The organism is Lacihabitans sp. CCS-44, assembly GCF_024343735.1.
In the GTDB taxonomy this organism is placed as follows: Bacteria; Bacteroidota; Bacteroidia; order Cytophagales; family Spirosomataceae; genus Leadbetterella.
In genome coordinates, this window is the sequence record NZ_RJUE01000009.1 from 24383 (window position 1) to 47483 (window position 23101).

The 23101-nt window shown below is 36.5% G+C and carries 25 protein-coding genes; 14 read left to right on the forward strand and 11 right to left on the reverse strand.

The window, feature by feature from the left end; all coding sequences use genetic code 11:
- Positions 1-2: 2 nt before the first annotated feature.
- Positions 3-713, reverse strand: a complete 711-nt coding sequence (locus tag EGI26_RS06080) for a WbqC family protein (RefSeq protein WP_255077059.1) — start codon at positions 711-713, stop codon at positions 3-5.
- A gap of 108 nt (positions 714-821) precedes the next feature.
- A complete protein-coding gene (locus EGI26_RS06085; RefSeq protein ID WP_255077060.1) occupies positions 822-2093 on the reverse strand; it encodes a DUF349 domain-containing protein in 1272 nt (423 codons plus the stop codon).
- 143 nt (positions 2094-2236) lie between these two features.
- Here EGI26_RS06085 and ettA point away from each other — a divergent pair, with 143 nt between their 5' ends.
- The 4 genes from ettA to EGI26_RS06105 all read left to right on the forward strand — a co-directional run bounded on the left by ettA (position 2237) and on the right by EGI26_RS06105 (position 7581).
- Positions 2237-3901, forward strand: coding sequence for an energy-dependent translational throttle protein EttA (ettA, locus tag EGI26_RS06090; RefSeq protein WP_255077062.1), 1665 nt, complete (start codon positions 2237-2239; stop codon positions 3899-3901).
- 2 nt (positions 3902-3903) lie between these two features.
- Entirely contained in the window at positions 3904-4725 is an 822-nt protein-coding gene (locus EGI26_RS06095) for an aminotransferase class IV (protein WP_255077064.1), read from the forward strand.
- Positions 4726-5054: 329 nt separating this feature from the next.
- Positions 5055-6248, forward strand: coding sequence for an ATP-binding protein (locus tag EGI26_RS06100; RefSeq protein ID WP_255077068.1), 1194 nt, complete (start codon positions 5055-5057; stop codon positions 6246-6248).
- A 178-nt stretch (positions 6249-6426) separates the two neighbouring features.
- Positions 6427-7581, forward strand: coding sequence for a carboxypeptidase-like regulatory domain-containing protein (locus tag EGI26_RS06105; RefSeq protein ID WP_255077070.1), 1155 nt, complete (start codon positions 6427-6429; stop codon positions 7579-7581).
- 245 nt (positions 7582-7826) lie between these two features.
- Here the strand turns inward: EGI26_RS06105 and fbaA are convergent, their stop codons facing one another.
- A complete protein-coding gene (gene fbaA / locus EGI26_RS06110) occupies positions 7827-8909 on the reverse strand; it encodes a class II fructose-bisphosphate aldolase (protein WP_255077071.1) in 1083 nt (360 codons plus the stop codon).
- 174 nt (positions 8910-9083) lie between these two features.
- On the reverse strand, positions 9084-9794 hold the full coding sequence (locus tag EGI26_RS06115; protein ID WP_255077073.1) for a DNA alkylation repair protein: 711 nt from the start codon (positions 9792-9794) through the stop codon (positions 9084-9086).
- A 69-nt stretch (positions 9795-9863) separates the two neighbouring features.
- On the opposite strand from EGI26_RS06115, the gene EGI26_RS06120 reads away from it, so the two are divergent.
- The 4 genes from EGI26_RS06120 to EGI26_RS06135 all read left to right on the forward strand — a co-directional run bounded on the left by EGI26_RS06120 (position 9864) and on the right by EGI26_RS06135 (position 13209).
- Positions 9864-10400 carry an NADPH-dependent FMN reductase gene (locus EGI26_RS06120; RefSeq protein WP_255077074.1) on the forward strand — a complete coding sequence of 179 codons (537 nt, stop codon included), beginning with the start codon at positions 9864-9866 and terminating at the stop codon, positions 10398-10400.
- Between the two features lie 93 nt (positions 10401-10493).
- Complete coding sequence (locus EGI26_RS06125; RefSeq protein WP_255077075.1) at positions 10494-11282, forward strand: DUF1080 domain-containing protein; 789 nt, start codon at positions 10494-10496, stop codon at positions 11280-11282.
- Between the two features lie 49 nt (positions 11283-11331).
- Positions 11332-12168, forward strand: a complete 837-nt coding sequence (gene prmC / locus EGI26_RS06130) for a peptide chain release factor N(5)-glutamine methyltransferase (RefSeq protein ID WP_255077077.1) — start codon at positions 11332-11334, stop codon at positions 12166-12168.
- Positions 12169-12237: 69 nt separating this feature from the next.
- Positions 12238-13209 (forward strand): MoxR family ATPase, encoded by a 972-nt coding sequence (locus EGI26_RS06135; RefSeq protein ID WP_255049846.1) that lies wholly within the window; start codon positions 12238-12240, stop codon positions 13207-13209.
- Positions 13210-13354: 145 nt separating this feature from the next.
- On the opposite strand, the gene EGI26_RS06140 is transcribed toward EGI26_RS06135, so the two are convergent.
- The 7 genes from EGI26_RS06140 to atpA form a co-directional block, all read right to left on the reverse strand.
- Positions 13355-13822: a hypothetical protein gene (locus tag EGI26_RS06140; RefSeq protein ID WP_255077078.1), complete on the reverse strand. Its 468-nt coding sequence runs from the start codon at positions 13820-13822 to the stop codon at positions 13355-13357.
- A complete protein-coding gene (locus EGI26_RS06145; protein WP_255077080.1) occupies positions 13822-14019 on the reverse strand; it encodes a hypothetical protein in 198 nt (65 codons plus the stop codon). The genes EGI26_RS06140 and EGI26_RS06145 overlap by 1 nt, the downstream gene beginning before the upstream one ends.
- 46 nt (positions 14020-14065) lie before the next feature.
- The gene (gene hemB / locus EGI26_RS06150) at positions 14066-15049 is read right to left on the reverse strand and encodes a porphobilinogen synthase (protein ID WP_255077082.1); all 984 of its coding nucleotides are present in this window, start codon (positions 15047-15049) and stop codon (positions 14066-14068) included.
- A 103-nt stretch (positions 15050-15152) separates the two neighbouring features.
- Entirely contained in the window at positions 15153-16034 is an 882-nt protein-coding gene (atpG, locus tag EGI26_RS06155) for an ATP synthase F1 subunit gamma (RefSeq protein WP_255077083.1), read from the reverse strand.
- 51 nt (positions 16035-16085) lie between these two features.
- Positions 16086-16340 carry a DUF2442 domain-containing protein gene (locus EGI26_RS06160; protein ID WP_255077085.1) on the reverse strand — a complete coding sequence of 85 codons (255 nt, stop codon included), beginning with the start codon at positions 16338-16340 and terminating at the stop codon, positions 16086-16088.
- The gene (locus EGI26_RS06165; RefSeq protein WP_255077088.1) at positions 16337-16630 is read right to left on the reverse strand and encodes a DUF4160 domain-containing protein; all 294 of its coding nucleotides are present in this window, start codon (positions 16628-16630) and stop codon (positions 16337-16339) included. Before EGI26_RS06165 ends, EGI26_RS06160 begins: the two co-directional genes overlap by 4 nt.
- Before the next feature lie 2 nt (positions 16631-16632).
- Positions 16633-18210, reverse strand: a complete 1578-nt coding sequence (gene atpA, locus EGI26_RS06170) for a F0F1 ATP synthase subunit alpha (RefSeq protein ID WP_255077090.1) — start codon at positions 18208-18210, stop codon at positions 16633-16635.
- A gap of 400 nt (positions 18211-18610) precedes the next feature.
- Here atpA and EGI26_RS06175 point away from each other — a divergent pair, with 400 nt between their 5' ends.
- Genes EGI26_RS06175 through EGI26_RS06200 form a run of 6 tightly spaced genes read left to right on the forward strand, consistent with a single transcriptional unit; the run spans position 18611 to position 23101 of the window.
- Positions 18611-18889: a PqqD family protein gene (locus EGI26_RS06175; RefSeq protein WP_255077091.1), complete on the forward strand. Its 279-nt coding sequence runs from the start codon at positions 18611-18613 to the stop codon at positions 18887-18889.
- A complete protein-coding gene (locus EGI26_RS06180; protein ID WP_255077094.1) occupies positions 18864-19295 on the forward strand; it encodes a lasso peptide biosynthesis B2 protein in 432 nt (143 codons plus the stop codon). Before EGI26_RS06175 ends, EGI26_RS06180 begins: the two co-directional genes overlap by 26 nt.
- 39 nt (positions 19296-19334) lie before the next feature.
- Positions 19335-20291 (forward strand): T9SS type A sorting domain-containing protein, encoded by a 957-nt coding sequence (locus EGI26_RS06185; protein WP_255077095.1) that lies wholly within the window; start codon positions 19335-19337, stop codon positions 20289-20291.
- A gap of 39 nt (positions 20292-20330) precedes the next feature.
- Entirely contained in the window at positions 20331-20468 is a 138-nt protein-coding gene (locus EGI26_RS06190) for a lasso RiPP family leader peptide-containing protein (RefSeq protein WP_255077097.1), read from the forward strand.
- An 11-nt stretch (positions 20469-20479) separates the two neighbouring features.
- A complete protein-coding gene (locus EGI26_RS06195) occupies positions 20480-22399 on the forward strand; it encodes an asparagine synthetase B family protein (protein ID WP_255077099.1) in 1920 nt (639 codons plus the stop codon).
- 57 nt (positions 22400-22456) lie between these two features.
- Positions 22457-23101 (forward strand): hypothetical protein, encoded by a 645-nt coding sequence (locus EGI26_RS06200; RefSeq protein ID WP_255077100.1) that lies wholly within the window; start codon positions 22457-22459, stop codon positions 23099-23101.

The window sequence follows — 23101 nt, forward strand, 5'->3', positions numbered from 1 at the left end:
AATCAATTTCTAATTACATCAAATTCACCTAGCCAACCTTTGATTTTCTCGATGTCGTTAAACATTAGTAAGTCCAAAATAGACAGCCAAGGCACAAAACTATTATTAAACTGTGGATAAACTATTGACCTAGCCTTAATAAAACTCAAATCTAAACCGTTGTTTTCAAATATATTTCTCTCATAAAGCTCCAAACCGCCAATGGGATTAATATAGTGAGTAGCCCCAACAGCCCCACACAAAGCCATTACTTTAGCTTCACCTTTAAGAGAGTGATCCATAGCGACTTGTGACGACACCACAAAAGGAGTCTGAATATCGAGCATCTTACAAACGGTTTTCAGCGAATTGAGTATAAAATCGAAAAGATTACGCTCTTCGAAATTGTAGATTCCTTCTATTTTCGGAAAAACAGACTCAAAAAACGGTGCTTTGCGGTAGTTCTCTTTGAACTTCCTTAACGTTTTTTCTCTTTCAGTCGGCCATGTGTCACTCAATGAACGCTGATTTACATCCAAATAATCCGAGTCTTTCTTTAATGGAAGCGTAAAATAATCGTCAGAGCCATTTTGTAGAAACCTGTTTCTATGAAACCAGCCTTTTTTTGAAAATTGTATATTGTCATAAACAATGAACTCATCTACAGCGTTAATCAACTGAAAATAACCAATGTATGGCAAAAAATACGGTTGCATAATGGCAACTTTCTTCATATTTCTTTTCCTAATTTAATTCAATCGAGTAAAATATTGTCACAAAAAACAAAAAAGTGATAGAATTGAAAAAATCAAAACTATCACTTTCAAAATATATTCTAAAAATTATAGAGCAGCAACTTTCTGTCTTAATTCTTCCAAAATCACCTCTTTCATCAAGAGCTTCCTTTTTTGAGTTTTAAGGTTCGACTGCATCATCTGATCCATTTCATAGCCTTGGCTCTGGCCGTCATAGCTATGTATCAAGTCTTCCAAGTCGGTCCTTGCACGTTTTACAATGTTCTCCATCTCTCTGTACTTGGTGAGGTCTTTTTGCTTGTCGCTCAGGAAGTTGAAAGTAGGATATTTACGGGCAATTACTTTGAACAAATAACTTAATTCGAATATCTTATCACAAGCAGCTCTAAACCTCTCAGCTACATTTCTATCTGCCAAATGAGCAGGTACTCTTATTGTTTTCCACTCATTCAAGAGATACTTGGCCCTGTTTGTAGCCGAAATCATATCTTCCGATTCTGCAAGTTTTTCAACCTCCTTCACCATCTTCATTTGAGCTTCAATTCTTGGGTCAACTCTACGTTTTGGCACAATACCTTTCGACCTACAATATCTATCATAGAAAAGCGAAGTAGGTTTTTTGAAGTTTTTATAAAGAACTTTCAACACCTTAGGAGGAATATCACCAATGATTTTCCACTCTGTCTGCATGTTTTTAAGATCCAAAAACGCCTCATCCCAATCGGTTCGACTTTGTAACTCCTCTCCTTTTCTGATAAGTTCGTTGTATTTGTAGATTCGCTCGTCGATAATACGATTTTGCTCTTCAAAAAACACTTTCCGAGCTTGGTAAAAAGTATCCAAAATAGACTTGAAGTCCTCTTCTATTTTGTCATTCAATTCCTTTTCTACAGGCCCAGTCCTAATCCATTTTGTCCTGATTTCTTGAAGAATATCGGCGGTATCTTTCCAATCATCGCTGTGTTCATAAGGTCTAGCTTCTTCAATAAGTGCTCGTTTAATTTCGAGATTAGATGACTGATTTTCACCAATCAATGAAGTAAGGCTTCCTTCTAAAACATCAAGTTTTTCGAGTAATGGAATAAAATTGCCGATGCCATCAAAATTCAATAACCTCTTGCGAAGCTGAATGAGTTTGGTAAGGTAAGAACCTTTGTTTTGGGCTTCCTCGATTTCGGATTCGAGCTGATTCACCTTAGATACGGCTATGTCGTATCGATTAATGAAGTACTGAAAAGCTTCCTCTTCTGTTCTTTTTACTTCTCCAATTTGTCGGTCGGGCATACCCATATACCCTTTTAAAAATACCTTACTATCAAGGATGTAAGCGTATTCGTTTTCTAATGTAACGCCTTTCATAATTTAAGGAGTGGCTACTTTTTGTTTGTAAAAATGGTTTTAAAAATGTAAAAATCGCTGTTTTTTTGCATATTACAAAGTAAGGTAACGATATTTGTACAAAAAAATAATATAACGGTTTTAATATTTACTAAAATTTTGATATGAGCGAACAAATAATCTTTTCGATGGCTGGCGTAAGCAAGATTATTCCACCCCAAAGACAAGTTTTGAAAAACATATATCTTTCGTTTTTTTACGGTGCCAAAATTGGTGTTTTAGGTCTAAATGGCTCAGGAAAGTCTACCCTTTTGAGGGTTATTGCTGGTATTGATAAAAACATCAACGGCGAGGTAGTTTTTTCGCCCGGTTATTCCGTGGGAATGCTCGAACAAGAACCCCAATTGGACCCCAACAAAACAGTTAAGGAAATTGTGGAAGAAGGAGTTCAAGAAATTGTGAATTTACTCAAAGAATTTGACGAAATAAACGAAGCTTTTGCCAACCCAGACGCAGATTTTGACAAGCTAATGGAACGCCAAGGCGATGTACAGGAAAAGCTTGATGCAGCAGATGCTTGGGAGCTTGACAGCCGACTTGAAAGAGCCATGGACGCACTTCGTTGTCCGCCGAGCGAAGCTAAAATCAGTACTCTTTCGGGAGGTGAAAAAAGACGGGTGGCTTTGTGTAGATTACTATTGCAACAACCTGACGTACTGCTACTTGACGAACCTACCAACCACTTAGATGCAGAATCGGTTTTGTGGCTTGAACAATATCTTAACCAGTACAAAGGAACAGTAATAGCCGTAACCCACGATAGGTATTTCCTAGATAATGTGGCGGGTTGGATTTTAGAACTTGACCGTGGAGAGGGTATTCCTTGGAAAGGAAATTATTCGTCGTGGCTGGAGCAAAAACAAAACCGTTTGGCTCAAGAAGAAAAGTCGCAATCGAAGAGACAAAAATCTTTGGAGCGTGAGCTTGAATGGGTAAAAATGAGCCCGAAAGGAAGGTCTGCAAAAGGAAAGGCAAGATTGAATGCCTATGATAATTTGCTCAACCAAGACGTAAAAGAAAAAGAAGAAAAACTGGAGTTATTTATACCACCGGGACCAAGACTGGGCAATAAAGTAATTGAAGCGACAGGCATAAAAATGGGCTTTGAGGATAGATTACTTTACGAAAATCTGAACTTCTCATTGCCCCCTGCTGGAATTGTGGGAATAATTGGGCCAAATGGTGCGGGTAAAACAACACTTTTCAAACTCATTACCGGGCAGTTAAAACCACTGGAAGGCACTTTTGACGTGGGTGAGACAGTGAAAATAGCTTACGTAGATCAGGAGCATGATAAACTTGACCCGAATAAATCTGTTTATGAGCTCATCTCGGAAGGAAACGACTGGATAATGTTGGGCAACAAACAGGTAAATGCACGAGCTTATGTGAGTAAGTTTAACTTTGGTGGTTCAGACCAAGAAAAGAAAATTGGCGTTCTTTCAGGAGGTGAAAGAAACCGAGTTCATTTGGCGATGATGCTCAAAGAAGGTGGCAATTTACTGCTCCTTGATGAACCAACCAACGACTTGGACATCAACACCTTAAGAGCCCTGGAAGAAGCCCTAGAAAACTTTGCTGGTTGTGCCGTAGTCATCTCTCACGATAGGTGGTTTTTGGACAGAATCGCTACGCACATTTTGGCTTTTGAAGGTGATTCTAACGTGGTTTGGTTTGAAGGAAACTTCTCAGAATATGAAGAAAACCACCGCAAACGCATGGGCAACGACCTCACTCCTAAAAGAATTAAGTACCGTAAACTTCAATAACAATGCACCACTGTTGGTTTAATGGAAAAATAACCGAGGCAAACGCTACCCAAATAAACATCAACGACCTTGGTCTTATGAGAGGCTATGGGCTTTTTGATTATTTCAGAACTTATAACCAAAAACCATTTCAGTGGGATTGGTATTGGGAGCGTTACGAACGCTCGGCAAAATTGCTAAAAATTCCGAATCCGATTACCAAAGAAGAAGCAAATGAAGTGGTTCTTTCCTTGATAAAATTGCACGGCGATGGTGAAGTAGCGATAAGATTTTTGTTGACCGGAGGATATACTTTTGACTCTGTGACTTCTGCAAAACCCAATCTGATGATTATTTCAGAATCCTTACATTTTTCGTCTCCAAAAGACTATGAAACTGGCATAAAAGTAATGTCTTACGATTTCGTTCGTGACTTACCAACCATAAAAAGCATTGACTATAAGCACTATATGATTCTGCAAAGCGAGCTAAAAGCCCAAAGTGCAGCCGATGTATTATTTCACAAAAACGGTGAAATAAGTGAATTGAGCCGAAGCAATGTTTTTATTGTAAACGGAAATAAACTCATTACGCCCGACAAAAATATTTTGGAAGGAATTACCCGAAGAACCGTCTTAGAATTGGCCAAAAACGACTTTGAAATAGAACTTCGTTCAGTTGGTTTTCAAGAAACGCTGGATGCTGAGGAAGTATTTACTACAAGTACAACCAAGCGTGTTTTGCCCATCTCTAAAATCGACGAAAACATCATTGGTAATGGTGCCATTGGACCAAAGACGCAATTTTTGTTAGATAAAATCAATACTTTGGTAGAGAATTGGTGATGTCTCGCTAATAGCAACAAGCCGCATAGTCCCTGACGGAGACTCTGCTAAAACAAACGCCATTGTCAATTCATAGTCTCCCTTCAGGGGGCTTTGAATTGCACCACAATCTTCGACTTTCAATTGCAAACCACATTGTCCCAAACGGATACTTTGCTGTAACAAATGCTTTTCTATTGGCAAATATCATCATTTTGTACTTTGTAAAATACACTTTTATAGACAAAATGTATTTTACAAAATACATTTTATGTATATTTTTGTATTTTCAATAATACACTTTGGAATACTTTTTGTACTTTTGAAAATACAATATTGTAAAATCTAGAATGCAAGAGCTATTTGAAAGTCAAAATAGGGTATTAGAAAAGGTAAATTTGGACTTTAAACGTTCACTTTACGACACACTTCCGTGGGACGAAAGAGCCATTATGCTTATGGGTGCGAGAGGTACAGGCAAAAGCACGATTTTTCTGCAACATCTGAAAGAAAACTTCCAAGCTGATGAAGCCTTGTACATAACTTTAGACGATATTTATTTCAAACAACACACTTTGGTGGAGACCACCCGAACTTTCTTGCAAAACGGGGGAAAGTTGTTGCTGATGGACGAAGTACACAAATACCCCGATTGGAGCAGAGAAATAAAGAATATCTATGATTTGATGCCCAATTTGAAAATGCTGTTTACGGGCTCATCGATTTTGGAATTACAAAAATCCAATACAGATTTGAGTAGACGCGTACTGAACTATTACTTGCCTGAGCTTTCGTTTAGAGAATTTTTGGGAATAAAATATGGGTTAATTCTATCCAAATATACGCTTGAAGAGATTCTAAAAAATCATGTAGAAATAGCAAAAGACTTAAAAAACAAACTCGAAAACCCTTTGATCTTTTTTAAAGAGTATTTAAAATCTGGAGCTTATCCGTTTTTTAAAGAAACAAACTTGGTGGATATCCGACTAAAACAAACCGTGAATCTAATCATAGACACGGATATACCCAATGCCATACCTGTAGAGTTTTCGACTTTGAGCCAGTTGAAAAAACTACTGTACATTATAGCTCAAAGTGTGCCTTTTAAGCCAAATATCACCAAACTAGCGGAACAAGTAGGCACGACAAGGCCAAAACTGTATGAAATGCTAAAAATGCTGGAAGCGGCCAAACTGATATATGGTCTATACCACAGCAGCACCAATATTACGATTTTGAACAAACCCGAGAAAATATTCCTGCACAATACCAATTTGCTTTATGTATTCTCAGAAAATCAGCCAGAAATGGGAACCATTAGAGAGACGTTTTTTATAAATATGCTCGAAAGTGCTGGCCACAAGGTAAATTATACCGAAAAAGGAGATTTCACCATCAACAACAAATGGACGTTTGAAGTGGGCGGAAGAAACAAAACCCAAAAACAAATCTCAGGCATTTCAAATGCTTTTTTGGCTATGGACGAAATAGAATATGGCTATGGAAATAGTATTCCTTTGTGGTTGCTGGGGTTTATGTATTAGAAGAGACTCCGAGTATGTAGCTATACTCAGAATTATTACTTAAATATGGATTATTATAAGGAAGTCAGTGGCAAATACTCTTTCAAGACGAAAAAAGTATATCAATTAAAAATAGTAGTAATTTTGAGACATCCCTCATACAAACCACTATTCTAAATTGAACTAATTCTAAATTTATATGAGAAATTTTGGCTTCCTATTTATTTTTTATGCAGTTTTTTTCATTGATACAATGGCAATTTCTCAAAATAAAATTTCGGGGATTGTGATTGATGAAACTACAAAAAGACCCATAATTGGAGTAAAGATTTTAGAAAACGAATCAAACATTCAAACTTTTACTAACGAGGAAGGTGAATTTGAAATAACACTTAACACTCCGTTCAAAGCATTGACAATTACTCATGTCGAATATGAGAGAATGATTAAGACAAGCACCAAAGATTTACAAATTATTCCATTAGTACTACTAGCAAAAAAATATGGATTAGAATTGCAAAATGAAAATTCCCTTGCCATTCTTACTTCCATAAAAAAAAACAAACAAAACGAGTTACCAAAAGATTACTTCTTAGCAGGATATTATAAGCAAGTTGCTGAGACTTCGAATTTGAAAAGTTTGGAAGAATGTACATTCACATTAAATTGGAATAATAAATGGGGAGCTTTGGGCTGGATACCTAAACATATTCGATTTGTGAACAGAAATAAAGAAAAGGCACTTGAAGGATCAGGATTTATTACTAATTTAACATTATATCTAAATGCTCTTGACATTTTGTCATTACCCCAAAGGGATAATAACTTAAGAGATATCTATAACATTGAAACAAGTCACTTTCTGAATTATGGCAAAGAAGACGAAATTATTGTACTCAAATGCGAAGAAAATAGAAGTTCGCAGCTTAAACAAACAATGCTTTTTAATGGCGAATTCTATATCTCTACAAAAAACAACCAAGTAAAACGAATTGTTGGCGAATATAAAAACGCAAAGACAAAGGATTACTTTGAAGTATTTCTAGATTGTCATTTTGAAACAAATAGAGATAGTAATAATACTTTGTCTTATCAATTTTTAACTGAAACAAAAGAAGGTATAAAAAAGTATAAATCTGTTAATTATTTGTATCTCCAGGAAGAAAATAATAAAACATTAAATGTAAATGACATTCAAAAATTAAAATACAATGTTCTAAGTAAACCTCCTTTGATGCCTTATAATCAAAGTTATTGGAAATCTATTAACATCATAAAAAGGGCAAAATCAGAAATAGATTTTATAAAAAATTGTGAAGAAAATGGTTCTTTTATATCAAAAGGAAAGTTGTAAATAAACAAAAACTTCCTTAATAAACCACAACTCACCTCCTAGACCCCACAAAGTCATAAACATACGCCTTTGACCATAAATATTAGCTATATAATATCTCTCACAAAACTAAATAATCAAGCACAAAAAAATCCCCATCATCTTAGAAAATCTAAAATGATGGGGAAATATAAATTTTCACCAAACAAGTCCTAAATACACCAAAGAAAACAAACCTTTGCGTCCAGCGACCTTGCGGTAAAAAATTAATACAATCCTTCGCAACGATTGATACAATCTAGGTCTTCGAAAGCAACTTTCAATCTTGCTATCATAGACTCCTCGCCTTTACGCAACCACACACGTGGGTCATAATATTTTTTGTTTGGAGAGTCAGCACCGTCTGGGCTACCCAACTGCGACTGAAGATATCCTTCTTTCTCTTTGTAATATTTCAAGATTCCCTCCCAAGTGCTCCATTGCATGTCGGTATCGATGTTCATTTTCACAGCACCGTATTCTATTGCCTCTCTGATTTCGGCACGGCTAGAGCCTGAACCACCATGGAATACAAAATTAACTGGCAATTCACCCGTTCCGTATTTCTCGATGATATAATCTTGAGAGTTTTTCAAAATGATCGGTTGCAACGAAACATTACCTGGCTTATAAACACCATGAACATTTCCAAATGCCGCCGCAATAGTGAAGTTTGGAGAAATTTTGCCCAATTCTTCGTAAGCATAAGCTACTTCTGAAGGTTGTGTATAAAGTTTTGAGCTATCAACGTCAGAATTATCAACGCCATCTTCTTCGCCACCAGTTACGCCTAATTCAATTTCCAAAGTCATGCCCATTTTAGACATTCTTTCTAAATATTTAGCACAAATCTCGATGTTTTCTTCGATTGGCTCTTCTGAAAGGTCAATCATGTGCGAGCTAAACAATGGGCTACCAGTAGCCGCAAAATGTTTTTCACTAGCATCCAAAAGTCCGTCTATCCAAGGCAATAATTTCTTTGCACAGTGGTCAGTGTGTAACACAACCGGCACGCCATAATGCTCAGCCATTTGGTGAATATGCAATGCTCCTGAAATAGAACCCGCAATGGCAGCTTTTTGACCTTCGTTAGAAAGGCTTTTTCCTGCATAAAATATACCTCCACCATTCGAAAACTGAATGATAACTGGAGAATTTACGGCTTTGGCCGTTTCTAATACTGCATTGATAGAGTTAGTTCCTACAACATTCACCGCAGGAAGGGCATAATTATTTTCGTTGGCATGACGCAACAATTGGTTGAGTGCTTCGCCTGTAACTACGCCCGGTTTGATCAAAGATTGGCTCATAAATAAATTTTTAGAATTAAATTAAGTTTTTCTTGTATTTTCGACTGCTGAAGAATGTAATTAGCTAAGTAATGACACAAAAGTACAAAATATATACTTTATCCTACCAAAAAAATCCAAGATTCTACGATTTGAAACTTATAACTTTTCCTAAAATCACATCCTTCAAAAGCACTATTTTAGACTTAAAAAGTATTTTCTTTCGTGTTCTTCCATTTTTTCAATAGTATATCTCAAAGCTGTTCTTGGTATTACTTTGATGTGTTTTTCTAAAAACCCTTCAACTTCCTGACTTCCCCCTTTACTCCAAACTTCTCGCAGCATCCAGCCCACCGCTTTGTGAATTAAATCATGTTTGTGATTGAGTAGCATTTCGGCCAATTTAAAAGTCAGAGCAAAATCACCTTGTCGAATATAATAATGTGTCGAAATAATGGCAATTCGCTCTGACCAAAGATGGCCAGTTTTGGCTAAATTTTCTAAAACAGAATTATCTTTTGTTTCAAAATAATATGGCCCGAGAATATACATGGAAGAACAATCCACCAAATCCCAGTTGTTTATATAAGAAATATTTCGAAGATAGAGATTTACGAAATCTGCTTTCTCATCAAGTTTCTTCAATTTCTTGTATTTCAAAACAAGCAGTGTTAATGCCGTAAATCTTACCTCATGTATTTCGTCTTTTAACAACATTTCTATATCATGCAAGTTTACCAGATCTCTATAATGTTTACATACCTGATGCACTTCGGGATTGGTCAAACCAATAAAAACATCCCCTTCGGCATATTCGCCTTTACCATTTTTAAAATACTTGGCTTTGGAGATTGCCTTCTCTGGATTTGAAAGAAAAAGTAAGTCGTTTTTAACAGATTGATACATAAAATAAGTATTTTAGAACTCTTTAAGGTATTTTTTGTTGAAATAGTAACCGTAAAAATCTGAATTTAAATGTCAAAAACCAAAATAGGAATAATAGTAGGAACGAACAGAAAAGATTCAAGAACCGAAGAAATAGCTATTTATTATTCCAAAAAAATCAAAGAGGCCGGATTTGAAACCAGTTTTATTAATCTGATAGACTTGCCCCACGACTTTGCATTTTCTGCACTTTATGACAATGGTGGCAAGAACCCTGAATTTCAAAAAATACAAGCCAAAATAGATGAGTGTCAAAAACTTGTTTTTATCTTACCAGAATACAATGGCTCTTATCCAGGAGTTTTAAAAACTTTTGTGGATGGATTGAGACACCCAGACAGTTTGGCTTTTAAAAAAGTAGCTTTAGTGGGTGTTTCTTCAGGTGTTTTGGGGAATGCCGTTGGACTTGGGCATTTCGACAATGTTTTGAGCTATCTCAACGCCAACGTAATGGGCCTAAGAATAAAACTAGGAAACATTAATCAGCACTTTTCAGATGGAGTTTTCACCAATCCTATCTACCAGAATTTTACCGAAAAACAGATTAAAAATTTCCTTGAATTTTAGTTTCGTCTATTTCTTTTGGCTTAGCATCAATTAATATTTAGAATAATAAAATTTTATTCTAAATTTGAAATCCAATAACCTTATTTTACAAAAATGAAAAAACAAAACCTTATTCCTGTCCTTTGTCTTTCGCTTATCACGACATTTGCAATAGGTCAAAATAAATATCCAAATACGCCACCAGAAGTATCTCCAATGCCTATGAAGCCAGAGATGACCGAGATTTGGGACCCTGAAGTGCGTGTAGTTACACCAGCCAAAAAACTAGGCGATGCTCCTTCGGATGCTATCATACTTTTTGACGGTAAAAATCTTGACCAATGGGTGAGCCAAAAAGATATTACAAAACCAGCACCTTGGAAAATAGTAGACAATGACCACATGGAAGTGGTACCTCAAAGTGGTGGAATTCAAACAAAATTGAAGTTTGGAGATTGTCAAATTCATATTGAGTTTAGTGCTCCTGATGAAGTTCAGGATGTAGGTCAAGGTCGTGGGAACAGCGGATTATTTTTGCAAAACAGATACGAGTTGCAGATTTTGGACAATTTTAACAACAGAACTTATGCAAATGGTCAGGCTGGAAGTATATACAAAGACGTTCCGCCATTGGTAAACGCCATGCGTAGCCCATTGGAATGGAATTCTTATGATGTTATTTATACAGCAGTGAGGTACAAAGCCGACGGCAGAGTAGATGCTCCTGCAAGAATCACGGTATTGCACAATGGCGTTTTGGTACAAAACAATACCACGATTGCGGGTTTAACCAACTATATTGGCTTACACATGTACCCTGCCGCTCATGGCGACGATGTGATTTCACTTCAAGACCACGGCAATAAAACACAATTCAGAAATATCTGGATTAGGAAATTGTAATTTTAAAACTCAAAATATGTAAGGGAGAGCTGACACTCTCCCTTTTTTTATGATGCTTGACCTCAAATCCGAATATAAACGCTGTTGCGAACAGGTAAAAGCTTATGAACCCTCAGAAGCTAAAGAGATAGTCTTTATAGTTTTCAATGAACTTCTGGGCGTTACCAAAAATGACTTAATTACTTCAACATCAATCTCTGAAGAGCAATTATCTGGAGTTGATAACATCATAAAACGTATCAATAATTTTGAGCCTATTCAGTATATTTTGGGCAAGACATGGTTTTGTGAGCATAGTTTTTTTGTAAACGAAAACGTGCTTATTCCTCGACCAGAAACCGAGGAATTGGTTCAGCGAGCCATCAGCCTAACACCCAAAACTGTATTAGATTTAGGAACTGGAAGCGGTTGTATTGCTATCAGTACGGCATTGGGTTTAAAAAATGCCGAGGTTTTTGCTATTGATATTTCTGAAAATGCACTAGATATTGCAAAAAGAAATAATGAAAATCTGAAAGCAAATGTAAACATCCAAGAAGCCGATATATTAAATTTTGAAAGTCCATTTGGTGAACAGAAATTTGACTTGATTGTCAGCAATCCACCGTACGTAAAAGAGAATGAGATGCCCGATATGCGGGAGAATGTCTTGAACTTCGAGCCGCATTTGGCACTTTTTGTAAGTAATGATGACCCATTGATTTTTTACAAAAAAATTGCAGAAATAGGGAAAGTTTATTTAGAAGATGAAGGCCATGTTTTGGTAGAAATTAATAGTTATTTAGGCAAAGAAACTTGTGAAGCATTTACAGATTCTGGATATTCTGAGGTAGAATTAATTCAAGATTTCTTCGGGAAAGACCGTATGGTTCTGGCAAAAAAATGAGCGTTTTTCAATTCAAATTCGCCCAATTAAATATATTTAGCTAAATTCACATCTTTGAAAACCTCTTCCATGAATAAAATAGATTCTTTATATAAAAAAATAGATGATGTACTTGCCGAAGTTCACAAAGTGGTCATCGGGCAAGAATATCTTATCAATAGATTGCTGATTGGTTTGTTTACGGACGGTCATATTTTGCTTGAAGGTGTCCCAGGATTGGCCAAAACCAAAACAGTGAACACACTCGCAAAAGTATTGGACTTAGGCTTTAGAAGAGTACAATTCACACCCGACTTATTGCCTTCGGATTTGGTCGGAACGATGATATACAACCAAAAATCAGGTGATTTTGAAGTAAAAAAAGGACCAATATTCGCAAACCTTATTCTGGCCGATGAAGTAAACCGTGCCCCAGCTAAGGTGCAATCTGCTTTGTTAGAAGCCATGGCAGAGAAACAGATTACCATTGGTGAGGAATCATTTCAGTTAGATCCTCCATTCTTGGTAATGGCCACCCAAAACCCTGTGGAGCAGGAAGGTACTTATCCCCTACCCGAAGCCCAAGTGGATAGATTTATGATGAAGGTCTATGTTGATTATCTCGATAAAAAGTCGGAATTGGAGATGATTCGTAAGATAGCCAACATGGATTTTAAAGAAAATGTTAAGTCGGTTTTGGGAAAAAACGATATTCTCGAAATCAAGAAAATCATCAACGGCATCACGATTTCGGATATGTTGGAACGCTACATTGTCGAGTTGGTTTTTGCCACACGAAATCCTGAAGATTATGGCCTGAAAGAAGAAGCGAGATATATTCAATACGGTGTTTCACCAAGGGCAGGAATAGCGATTCACAAAGCTGCAAAAGCCTTAGCTTTCTTTGACAAACGCGATTATGTGCTACCCGAAGACATCAAAGCCGTAGTAAGCGATGTATTCAACCACCGCATCATTCTCAACTACGAAGCCGAAGCCGACGGTATCAATACCCGTCAGATTGTTGAGGCAATTTTGAAGAAAGTTGCTATTGGGGGATGAGGGAATTGACGATTGATTCGATTTTAGATTGATTCGATTGGCGATTTTAGATTGATGGTATATTTCAGGCTTTCGAATATAATTTATCGACACAGAAGGCCTTGAATTAATAGACTGGCAGACAATTTCATTAAATAACAATCTTTCAAGAATCCTTTTTTCCCGACAATTGGTCTATGTCATTCAAATCACGGCTTCGTCCAGCAGCCTTTTTTGCTTCAATTAAATGATGAAATTGAATACTTCGAACACCAAATCCTTCTTGTTCAAAAACTTTGGATTCTTTATATGAATGGTCAAATTCCAATCCTTTTACAACCGTCAACAATTCAATTGAAACTGGAGGACGACCAAAAGTAAAAACATCGAAGTCTTTGGTATTAAGAAACTTGTCTAATGTGAGATCGAACATTGGCATCCCAAAAATACCAAATGCTGAGGTTAATTTTTTGAAATTAGCTTCTGTAGGTTTAATCCATAGGTCTAAGTCACCAGTTGTCCTTGCATAGCCATGCAATATAACTGAGTAGCCACCAACCAAAAGATACTCAACTTCCGCCTGGTTAAGAGCTTTAATAAAATCTTGAAAATCTTCATTAAATATGTTTCCCATCAGCTATTCTTTCGCATGGAGAAAACGGTCCTATCCATTCGTGGAGGATTGTTAATATCAAAATTATAAACAATTGAATTCAAATAAAATGATGCTTCCAGTCTTTCTTTGACAGTGCTCGACTGCCAGAAATCTTTAATTCTTTGCTCATTGTCTTCAAATTTACCAGCCCAAGATGCGTTTCTATCCAACTTCATGGTTAATTGAATTTTATCAAATATACAAATAAAAATTGATTCAGAATTACGATTCATTCAACAAAACCGCCACTTCCTTAGCGAAATAACTTAAAATAATATCTGCTCCTGCTCGCTTCATACTTAGGAGCATTTCCATCATGGCTTTGTCGCCGCCTATCCAGCCATTTTGAGCGGCTGCTTTTATCATGGCATATTCTCCTGAAACGTTGTAGGCCGATATTGGAATATTGAAGTTTTCTTTTAATGCTTTTATTACATCCAAATAGCTAAATGCGGGTTTTACCATCATAATGTCTGCTCCTTCGGCAAAGTCCAATTCTGCTTCTAATAAGGCTTCCTTGATATTGGCTGGATTCATTTGATAGGTTTTCTTGTCTCCGAATTTCGGAGCAGATTCCAAGGCATCTCTGAATGGCCCATAAAATGCACTGGCATATTTGGCCGTGTAAGCCATAATACTCACGTCTGTAAAACCTTCTGCGTCCAATCCTTTTCTAATGGCTCCTATACGACCGTCCATCATGTCTGATGGCCCAATAATGTCAGCACCAGCTTTGGCTTGGGCGATGGACATTTTTACCAAAATCTCGACGGTTTCATCGTTGATTATCTTTCCATTTTCTACTATTCCGTCGTGACCATCAGAACTATAGGGATCTAAAGCCACATCGGTCATGATGACTAAGTCTGGGAATTTAGATTTGATTTCGGAGAGAGCTTTAAGATATAAGGTATCAGAGACTAGACTCTCTGAGCCATATTTATCCTTTTTGCTTTCTGGATAATTTGGGAAAAGGCAGATAGATTTTATTCCAAGAGATTGGACTTCTTTCAATTCTTCCAATAGCGTATCCAAAGTAAATCGGAAAATACCGGGCATGGATTTGATTTCCACTTTTGTGTTGGTACCCTCTTGTACAAACATGGGGAAGATAAAATCATTTACCGAAAGGGTGTTTTCCTGAACCATTGCTCTGATAGCACCAGTGGCTCTGTTTCTTCTTGGACGTCTATTTAGAATTTGCATTTCTTTTGAATTTTGACAAAGGTACAATGTGAACGTCACCCATAAAAAAAACGTCTCGAAAATAATCCGAGACGTTCAATTTTGAATATTGGTTTGAATACTATCAAGCTCCTTTCAAAGCTTCCGCTCCACCAACAATCTCCAAAATCTCTTTGGTGATGGCTGCTTGACGTGAACGGTTATATTCTATCTTAAGTGCTTTTAAAAGCTCACCTCCGTTTTCTGTTGCTTTGTCCATGGCTGTCATTCTAGCTCCATGCTCTGAGGCGTTGGAATCTAAAACAGCTTTGAAAACTGACAACTTTATGGCTTTTGGTATCAACTCAAGAATGATTTCTTCCTCAGAAGGCTCAAAGATATAATCAGTGTTCGAAGTTTTCTCTTCTGTTTCTTCGCTTACCAAAGGAAGGATTTTCTCCGTTCTGATAATTTGAGTCGCAACGTTTTTGAATTCATTGTAAACCAAAACCACTTCGTCATAAGTTCCTTCAGCAAAAGCAGCCATTACTTTTTCAGCAGCCTCTTTGGCAGTATCAAAACTTAATCTTTGGAAAATATCCGTAAACTCGTTGTCTACTTTTATACCTCTTCTTGCAAAAGCCTCACTACCTTTTTTACCCAAAGACAACACCGAAATATTGCCTTTTTCGAGTTGAACAGGGTAGTTTTCGTTGATAAAAGCAACTGCAGCTTTAATCACGTTGGTATTGAAAGCTCCACAAAGACCTCTGTCTGATGTCACCATCACTATAAGGACGTTTTTCACTTCTCTTACCTGCGTGTATGGGCTAGATGCTCCCACCTCCGTGCCTTGAGAAACCTGAGCAATAAGCTCGTTGAGTTTCTTGGCATAAGGTCTCATCTGAATGATTCTATCCTGAGCTCTTCTCAACTTCGCCGCCGCCACCATCTTCATGGCTTTGGTGATTTGCATGGTAGAGTTTACCGAGGTTATTCTATTTCTTACTTCTTTTAATGAAGCCATTTCGATATACGATTAATCTTTATGACGATTTATTCGATTTTACTTTAATAACTAAACTGAAATTTTTCCTTTGTAAAGTTGAGAAACTGGAAATATCAAATCCCAATTCTCGCCCCAAACTACATTTCCACTTTCAATTTTAAATTTTTGGAAATTTTCTATTTCCTTATATTTATTGAATTGAGGATGAGAATGCTTTTTAAGAAAACTTTCAAAATCCACTATTTTGGAACTCCCATCATTGAAATTTACTTTCAACAAATAAGAACCTTGATAATCTGCACTTATAACATCAACTGTCTTCATATCTTTTTAGAAATTTTTTCTAATTTAATTTCTGTTTTATATACAAAAAAGTCAACCCACTTTTTTACAATTTCCTTCGCATAAACATTGACGAAGTCTTGTGCATTTTTCAAATCAGCCTGTTCCAAATGGTCTCTTCCTCTGACTTTCCGCTTTTTTATTTCTTTTACCTCTTGATTTTCTATGATAATCTCAAACACCGTTTCTTTGCCTGCATGAACATGAATAGGTTCGTGTTCGTTGGAATAAAAGAAAAACGCAATGTTCAGATATTCATATATCTTTGGCATTATTAAGCGTACTTCTTAGCCAAGTCTTTTCCGAAAGATATAATATAATCTGTATCTTCCTTCTCCATTTTACCTTTCGAAAGATTTTCGATGATAGCTGGCTTGGTTGATTTCAAGATAGTCAAGAATTCAGTTTCATATTCTTTCACTCTTGTAACAGGCACTAAGTCCATGATACCGTTGATAGATCCGAAAATGATGGCTACTTGGTCACCTACTGGGCTTGGCTGATATTGTCCTTGCTTCAAAATCTCTTGGTTACGACGACCACGCTCAATTACCAATTTGGTAGCGGCATCAAGGTCAGAACCGAATTTAGAGAAAGCTTCTAGTTCACGGAACTGTGCTTGGTCAAGCTTAAGTGTACCTGCCACTTTTTTCATTGACTTGATTTGAGCATTACCACCCACACGCGATACCGAGATACCCACGTTGATAGCAGGACGAATACCTGCGTTAAACAAGTTAGACTCCAAGAATATCTGTCCGTCAGTAATAGAGATTACGTTGGTAGGAATATATGCCGACACGTCACCAGCTTGTGTTTCGATGATTGGAAGGGCTGTTAACGAACCGCCACCTTTAACTTTTCCAACCAATGAAGGCGGAAGGTCGTTCATCGCCTGAGCGATTTTGTCTGACTGGTTGATTTTGGCGGCACGCTCCAACAATCTTGAGTGAAGATAGAAAACGTCTCCTGGATAAGCCTCACGACCTGGTGGACGACGAAGCAATAGAGAAACTTCACGATAAGCAACGGCTTGTTTAGACAAGTCATCATATATAACAAGGGCTGGACGACCAGTATCTCTAAAATACTCACCAATAGCTGCACCAGTAAATGGAGCAAAAAACTGCATTGGAGAAGGATCAGAAGCTCCAGCGTTTACGATTACCGTATAATCCATGGCTCCGTAACGTCTCAAAGTTTGCTCAACTGCCTTAACAGTAGAGTTTTTCTGACCACAAGCTACATATATACAATAAACTGGCTCTCCTTTGTCGAAGAATTCTTTTTGGTTGATGATAGTATCAATACAAACGGCAGTTTTACCAGTTTGACGGTCACCGATAACCAACTCACGCTGACCACGACCGATTGGAATCATCGCATCCACCGCCTTGATACCTGTTTGAAGAGGCTCAGTTACTGGCTGACGATAGATAACACCTGGTGCTTTTCTTTCCAATGGCATCTCGAAAAGTTCACCTGTGATAGGTCCGTTACCATCGATTGGCTCTGCAAGGGTATTTACAACACGTCCGATGATGCCTTCACCTACTTTTACAGAGGCAATTTCACCCGTACGTTTTGCTATTGCACCTTCTTTGATACCCGCTGAGTCACCTAATAATACGGCTCCAACGTTGTCTTCTTCAAGGTTAAGTGCAAGTCCTTTCAGACCGTTTTCGAATACGATCAACTCTCCTTGTTGTACTTTTGAAAGTCCATAAATACGAGCAACTCCGTCACCTATTTGGAGTACTGTACCTACTTCTTCTAATTCTGCTTCGGTTTTTGCACCCGCCAATTGCTCACGCAAAATTGCCGAAACTTCATCTGGTCTAACTGATGCCATGCTCATTATGCTTATTAATTTTATTCTATTTAAAAACGCCTTTCTGAAGAAAAGTCTTCAAAGAGGGTGATTTTTCGGGTGCAAAATAACGAGAAAAATTTCATAATTCCGATAAAAACCTAAAAAAAAGTATAAAAAGGTAGGATTATTTTGGGATTGTGAAAGCACTTGAAAAAGTTAAAATACTGAAAACAAAAATTATTTCATCAAAAAATAAATTAATCGCGGAAAACAGGTACTCCAATTATTTTCGTACTTTTGTTATTTAGAATTAGAACAAATAAATTCCACGTATACCTCTAAACTCTGCTTTCATATAAAAACGTTATCTAAAACAAAGGTTTTAGTGTGACTTATTATTATTTTATCTGTCTTAAAATTTATAAATTTTGTTTATTATATGGTTGATTCATTGGCCAGGTTTCGTACTACAAACCATCAAGTTTCTTCTAATTTGTCTGGTTCTACGGTTATTCTTAATCATAGAGATGGATTTTATTATGAACTTAATGAGGTTGGAACAGCCATCTGGGAACAATTGAAATTAAATGGAACTACCATTATTGAATTAAAGAAATTGATTCTAAATGAATTTGATGTGGATGACCAGATTGTTGAGTCCGATATAAACAGAATACTAAGCGAACTTCTGAATGAAAAATTGGTGGAAGTCATTTAAAACATTTTGGAGACTTTCAAGGTTAAATAAAGTCGATTCTTTAAAAATCGCAATTTATTTGACTTTTTTTTGGTTTACTCTAAAAATGGTACCGTTTAATAAGTTTATTCGACTTTATAATTACATACTTCGAAATCATAAATCTACAAATTATAACATCAGCAGGGTTCAAGAAATTACTCAAACCATAAAGACAGTTTCTAGATATCTTGTTTTTGATTCTACTTGTTTAACGCAAGCCCTCACAGCAAAATTAATTTTACGTTCTATTCCTGATTTGGTTTTAACTATCGGTGTTTCTTTAGTGAACGGATTTGAAGCACACGCTTGGATTGAAAAAGACAGAATGTATATAATTGGAGATACTCCCTCCTCACACTTTACACCTATTTGGTGTATAGAATAAAATTTAGCGAATTACCTTATAAATTAAATGTTAATGATTATGAAAAAATGCATACTATTACTATTGTCTTGGATGTATAGTTATATCGCTTATTCTCAAGCTTGTGTAGGTACCGGAACAGCAAATATCACTTTTGTGTCTTCGTCAGGAGAAACATGTAATTACAACATAGCGATGTCTGTTACCACCACTCAAAATGCAGCAAAGGCCGCAAGATTTTCTATATTAAATGCAAGTCCAGTAATATCTCCTGTTTGTAAAATAAATTCGACCACGATAATAAATTGTGCAACAGCGACGGGGTTGTCAAACCTTGGAGACGGCTTTGTTATTACACATACTTTTTCAAATGTGACTTTTCCATGTGGAACTCAACCTCAAGTTAGCATAGAGGGCACAACCAACAATGCTACTTCTAATGGATTTAACTGTACCGCAATTACGACTACTTCCAGTAATGCAAATCCTGTAAAAATAAGTTACTTTAAAGGTTTATCTCAAGAGAATCAAATATCACTAAATTGGGAAACTGAAACTGAAACTAGCTTTAGCCATTTTGTGGTACAAAGAAGCGGGAATGCCCAAGAGTTTGGAGATCTTCAAATCATAAAAGCAAAGGGTGAATCCACTGAAAAAACTACTTATCAGTTCATTGATCAAAATCCATTCCCTGGAATGAATTACTACCGTCTTCGCCAATTGGACAACGATGGAAGCATTTCTTACTCTAAAATCATAGATATTAACGCCGAAGGAGGAGCTTCTGAGACATTGATTTACCCAAATCCGGGCTCAGGAAGCTTTAATATCAAAAGCAACGAGACAATTCTTGAATCCGAAGCCTATAATTCAAGTGGAAAAAGTGTAGCTGTAAAACTTGAAAAAAGTGGAGATAAATATCAGCTAGACTTTCTCCAAAAGCCCGAGAGCGGCCTATACTTCCTCAAAGTAAGAACGCTTAAAGGAATGGTAAAATACAGAATTGCCATATATTAATAATTGTTTGTCAGCAAATACTACTTACTTACCCAAAAAATGAAAAATTCAAAAGTAACTAACGATAATATTAAAAAGAAATACACGAGCCCGCAATTAAAAAAACATGGGTCAGTAGCAAAACTCACTCTGAAGGGTGGCTCAACGCCTGATTTTGCAAATGGTTACACTCCATAAAATTTATCTAATTGTCATTTTGCATAGAAAAAAGCAAATCCAAAAAAAATACCAGTAGGAATGATGATTTAATCTACAATTCCGATGGTATTTATGCTTGGAGTTCTAACAGAGATTTATATCATCATTCAGAAAAGGGCTGGATATGCATAGGAAATGGCTATCTCTCTAATTATGAAGAACTGAGCTCCGAATTCATTTTAGAAAATAAGATGAATATATCAGAGCTAGTCCTTTCAGGCTTTAAGGTTTACGGCATAAATTTCTTTGACAAACTAGATGGAGGTTTTTCTTTTGGAATCGTTGACATAGTCAATAAAAAGGTTCTAGGGTTTAGAGACCATTTCGGTAACAACAGCCTCTTTTTTAAGAAAACAAAACAAGGTTTTATACTTAGCGACGACATCCTTGATATAGTTTCAACCAGTGTTCCCGAAATTAACTACAACGCTCTTCAAAATTATTTCAATTTTGAGGAATCTAATTCTTCATATAGTTCTGAGACATTTTACAAAGACATATTTAGAGCATTGCCGGGTCATTGGGTATCTTGCGAAAACGAAAAAGTCTCTCAACATTTTTATTGGCAACCCTCCTTACATAAATATATAGAACTAAAACCAAGTGAGCAAGCAAAAATATTCCAAGAAAAGCTGATACATGCGGTAGAGAAGAATATTAATCCAAAAGAAAAAATCTGCACCAACCTTAGCGGCGGTCTTGACTCCTCCACTATTTCAAGCATAGCTAAAATGCAGAATAATGAAGTAAATTCATTGTACTTCTCTACTGGGCATACATCCACTGATGAACGTTTTTATGCGAATGTAGTCGTGAACAAATGGAATCTTCATCATCATGAGGTTCAGTCTACAGAAGACCCACTATCACTTTCTAAGCGTCTGATAGAGATTTGCAAAACGCCCGACATGTTGTTTATGCCAGGAACTTCCTTTTTTTTGCTTGGTCAAAAAGTCAAAGAACTGGGCTGTACTAAAATACTCACTGGCGACGGAGGAGATGCCATAGTAGCTTACGGAACAGAATATATGCAAGACCTCTATAACCAAAAAGAATGGCAAACACTAAAACAGAGCATAGCAAGTTATGTTAAAAACAGAGACCTCGGCTTTTATTTTGCCGGCTGGCCAGACCTATCAAACGCAACAAAAATCAAGGTTTATACCGACTACTTCTTTGGAAACAGAATTCTTGCTTATTTAAAGAAAAGAGAATTAAAAAAAGCACTAGATGGTTTTCAGGTTGCAGTTAGAAATTTTAAATTCAGTAAAAATTATATACCTAGAAAAGCCCTAACGGCTTTAAAAACAAAGTTTTTTGCAAAAAAAATAGATTTTCAACTTTTGAAGAACAAATATGACAGCACTCAGGTCATCAGGTTTGATGTTGAAAATCTCCCAAAAACATTTAGCCCGTTCGAAAAAGAGCATTTTGGATATAGTTTCAGCAATCTGAATGTAGCCGTCATTGAACAACAGAATGCCATAATGCGAAGCTTGGGTGTAGAAGCCTTCCATCCATTTTTAGACAAAAACCTCATTGAAGTTTCTGTGGCAGTGAACTCAGCCACAAGATTTGATAATGGTTTTGGGAGAGGCATCCTGCGGCACGCAACGGTGGATATTTTACCTGAAGAAGTGAGGTTAAGAACAACAAAAGTTGAGTTTTCGGAATACCTATATTCTTATTTTGAAAACCTTTGGAACGAAGCTAGATCAGAAATAGGAACGCAGCACAGAGTATGGGAGTTTATAGAAATGGCCGAATTCAACAAGCTGATTCTTTATATTTTTGATAAGGGTATTTCATATCAAAAAAAAACAAAATATATTTGGCTAGCCAATCGTACCGTTCAATTAGCTCTTTGGCTTGATTTCTTCGATGGCATTCATGCTCAACATACTAAATAAACTGGACCATTGATTCGATTAAAGCTATCCATCCTCTTTTTGGGACTATTTCTTTTCATGAGGTGCGAAAAGGAACCAAACCCACAAGTGTCAGATTATCAATATTTTCCCATCGCCGTCGGACAATATCAAATTTATGAAGTTACGGATATAAATTATACTATTTCTAGTGACCCTATTTACTCAAAATATTTTCTTAAAGAACAAATAAGCGAAAGCTACGAAAATCAAGCATCAGAAAAAATATATAAAATTGAAAGATTCAAGAGACAAACCAATGCACAATCTTGGAAAATTGACTCTGTTTGGACTACTCAGATATTGACAAACAAGGTGGTTCGAACAGAAAACAATGTTGACATCATAAAATTATTCTTCCCGATACAAACAGCTCAATTTTGGAATAAAAACGAACTCAACAGCTTTGAAGTACAAAAAATAAGCTACCAAGACAAAGGCAAAGATTTTAAAATTGATGGCAAAGTATATCTAAATACGGTGTCAGTTATGATAAAAAATGACTCTTCATTATTGTCAAAAAATAAAAATTTCGAAGTTTATGCCCCTTTGTTTGGCATGATATATCAAGAGAATACCAATTTGGCTTATTGTCAAACTACTCCAGCCTGCGTAGGCAAAGGACTAATAGAATACGGCAGAGAACAGAAAGTAAAGCTTGTTGAAATGGGGCTGGAAAAGTAG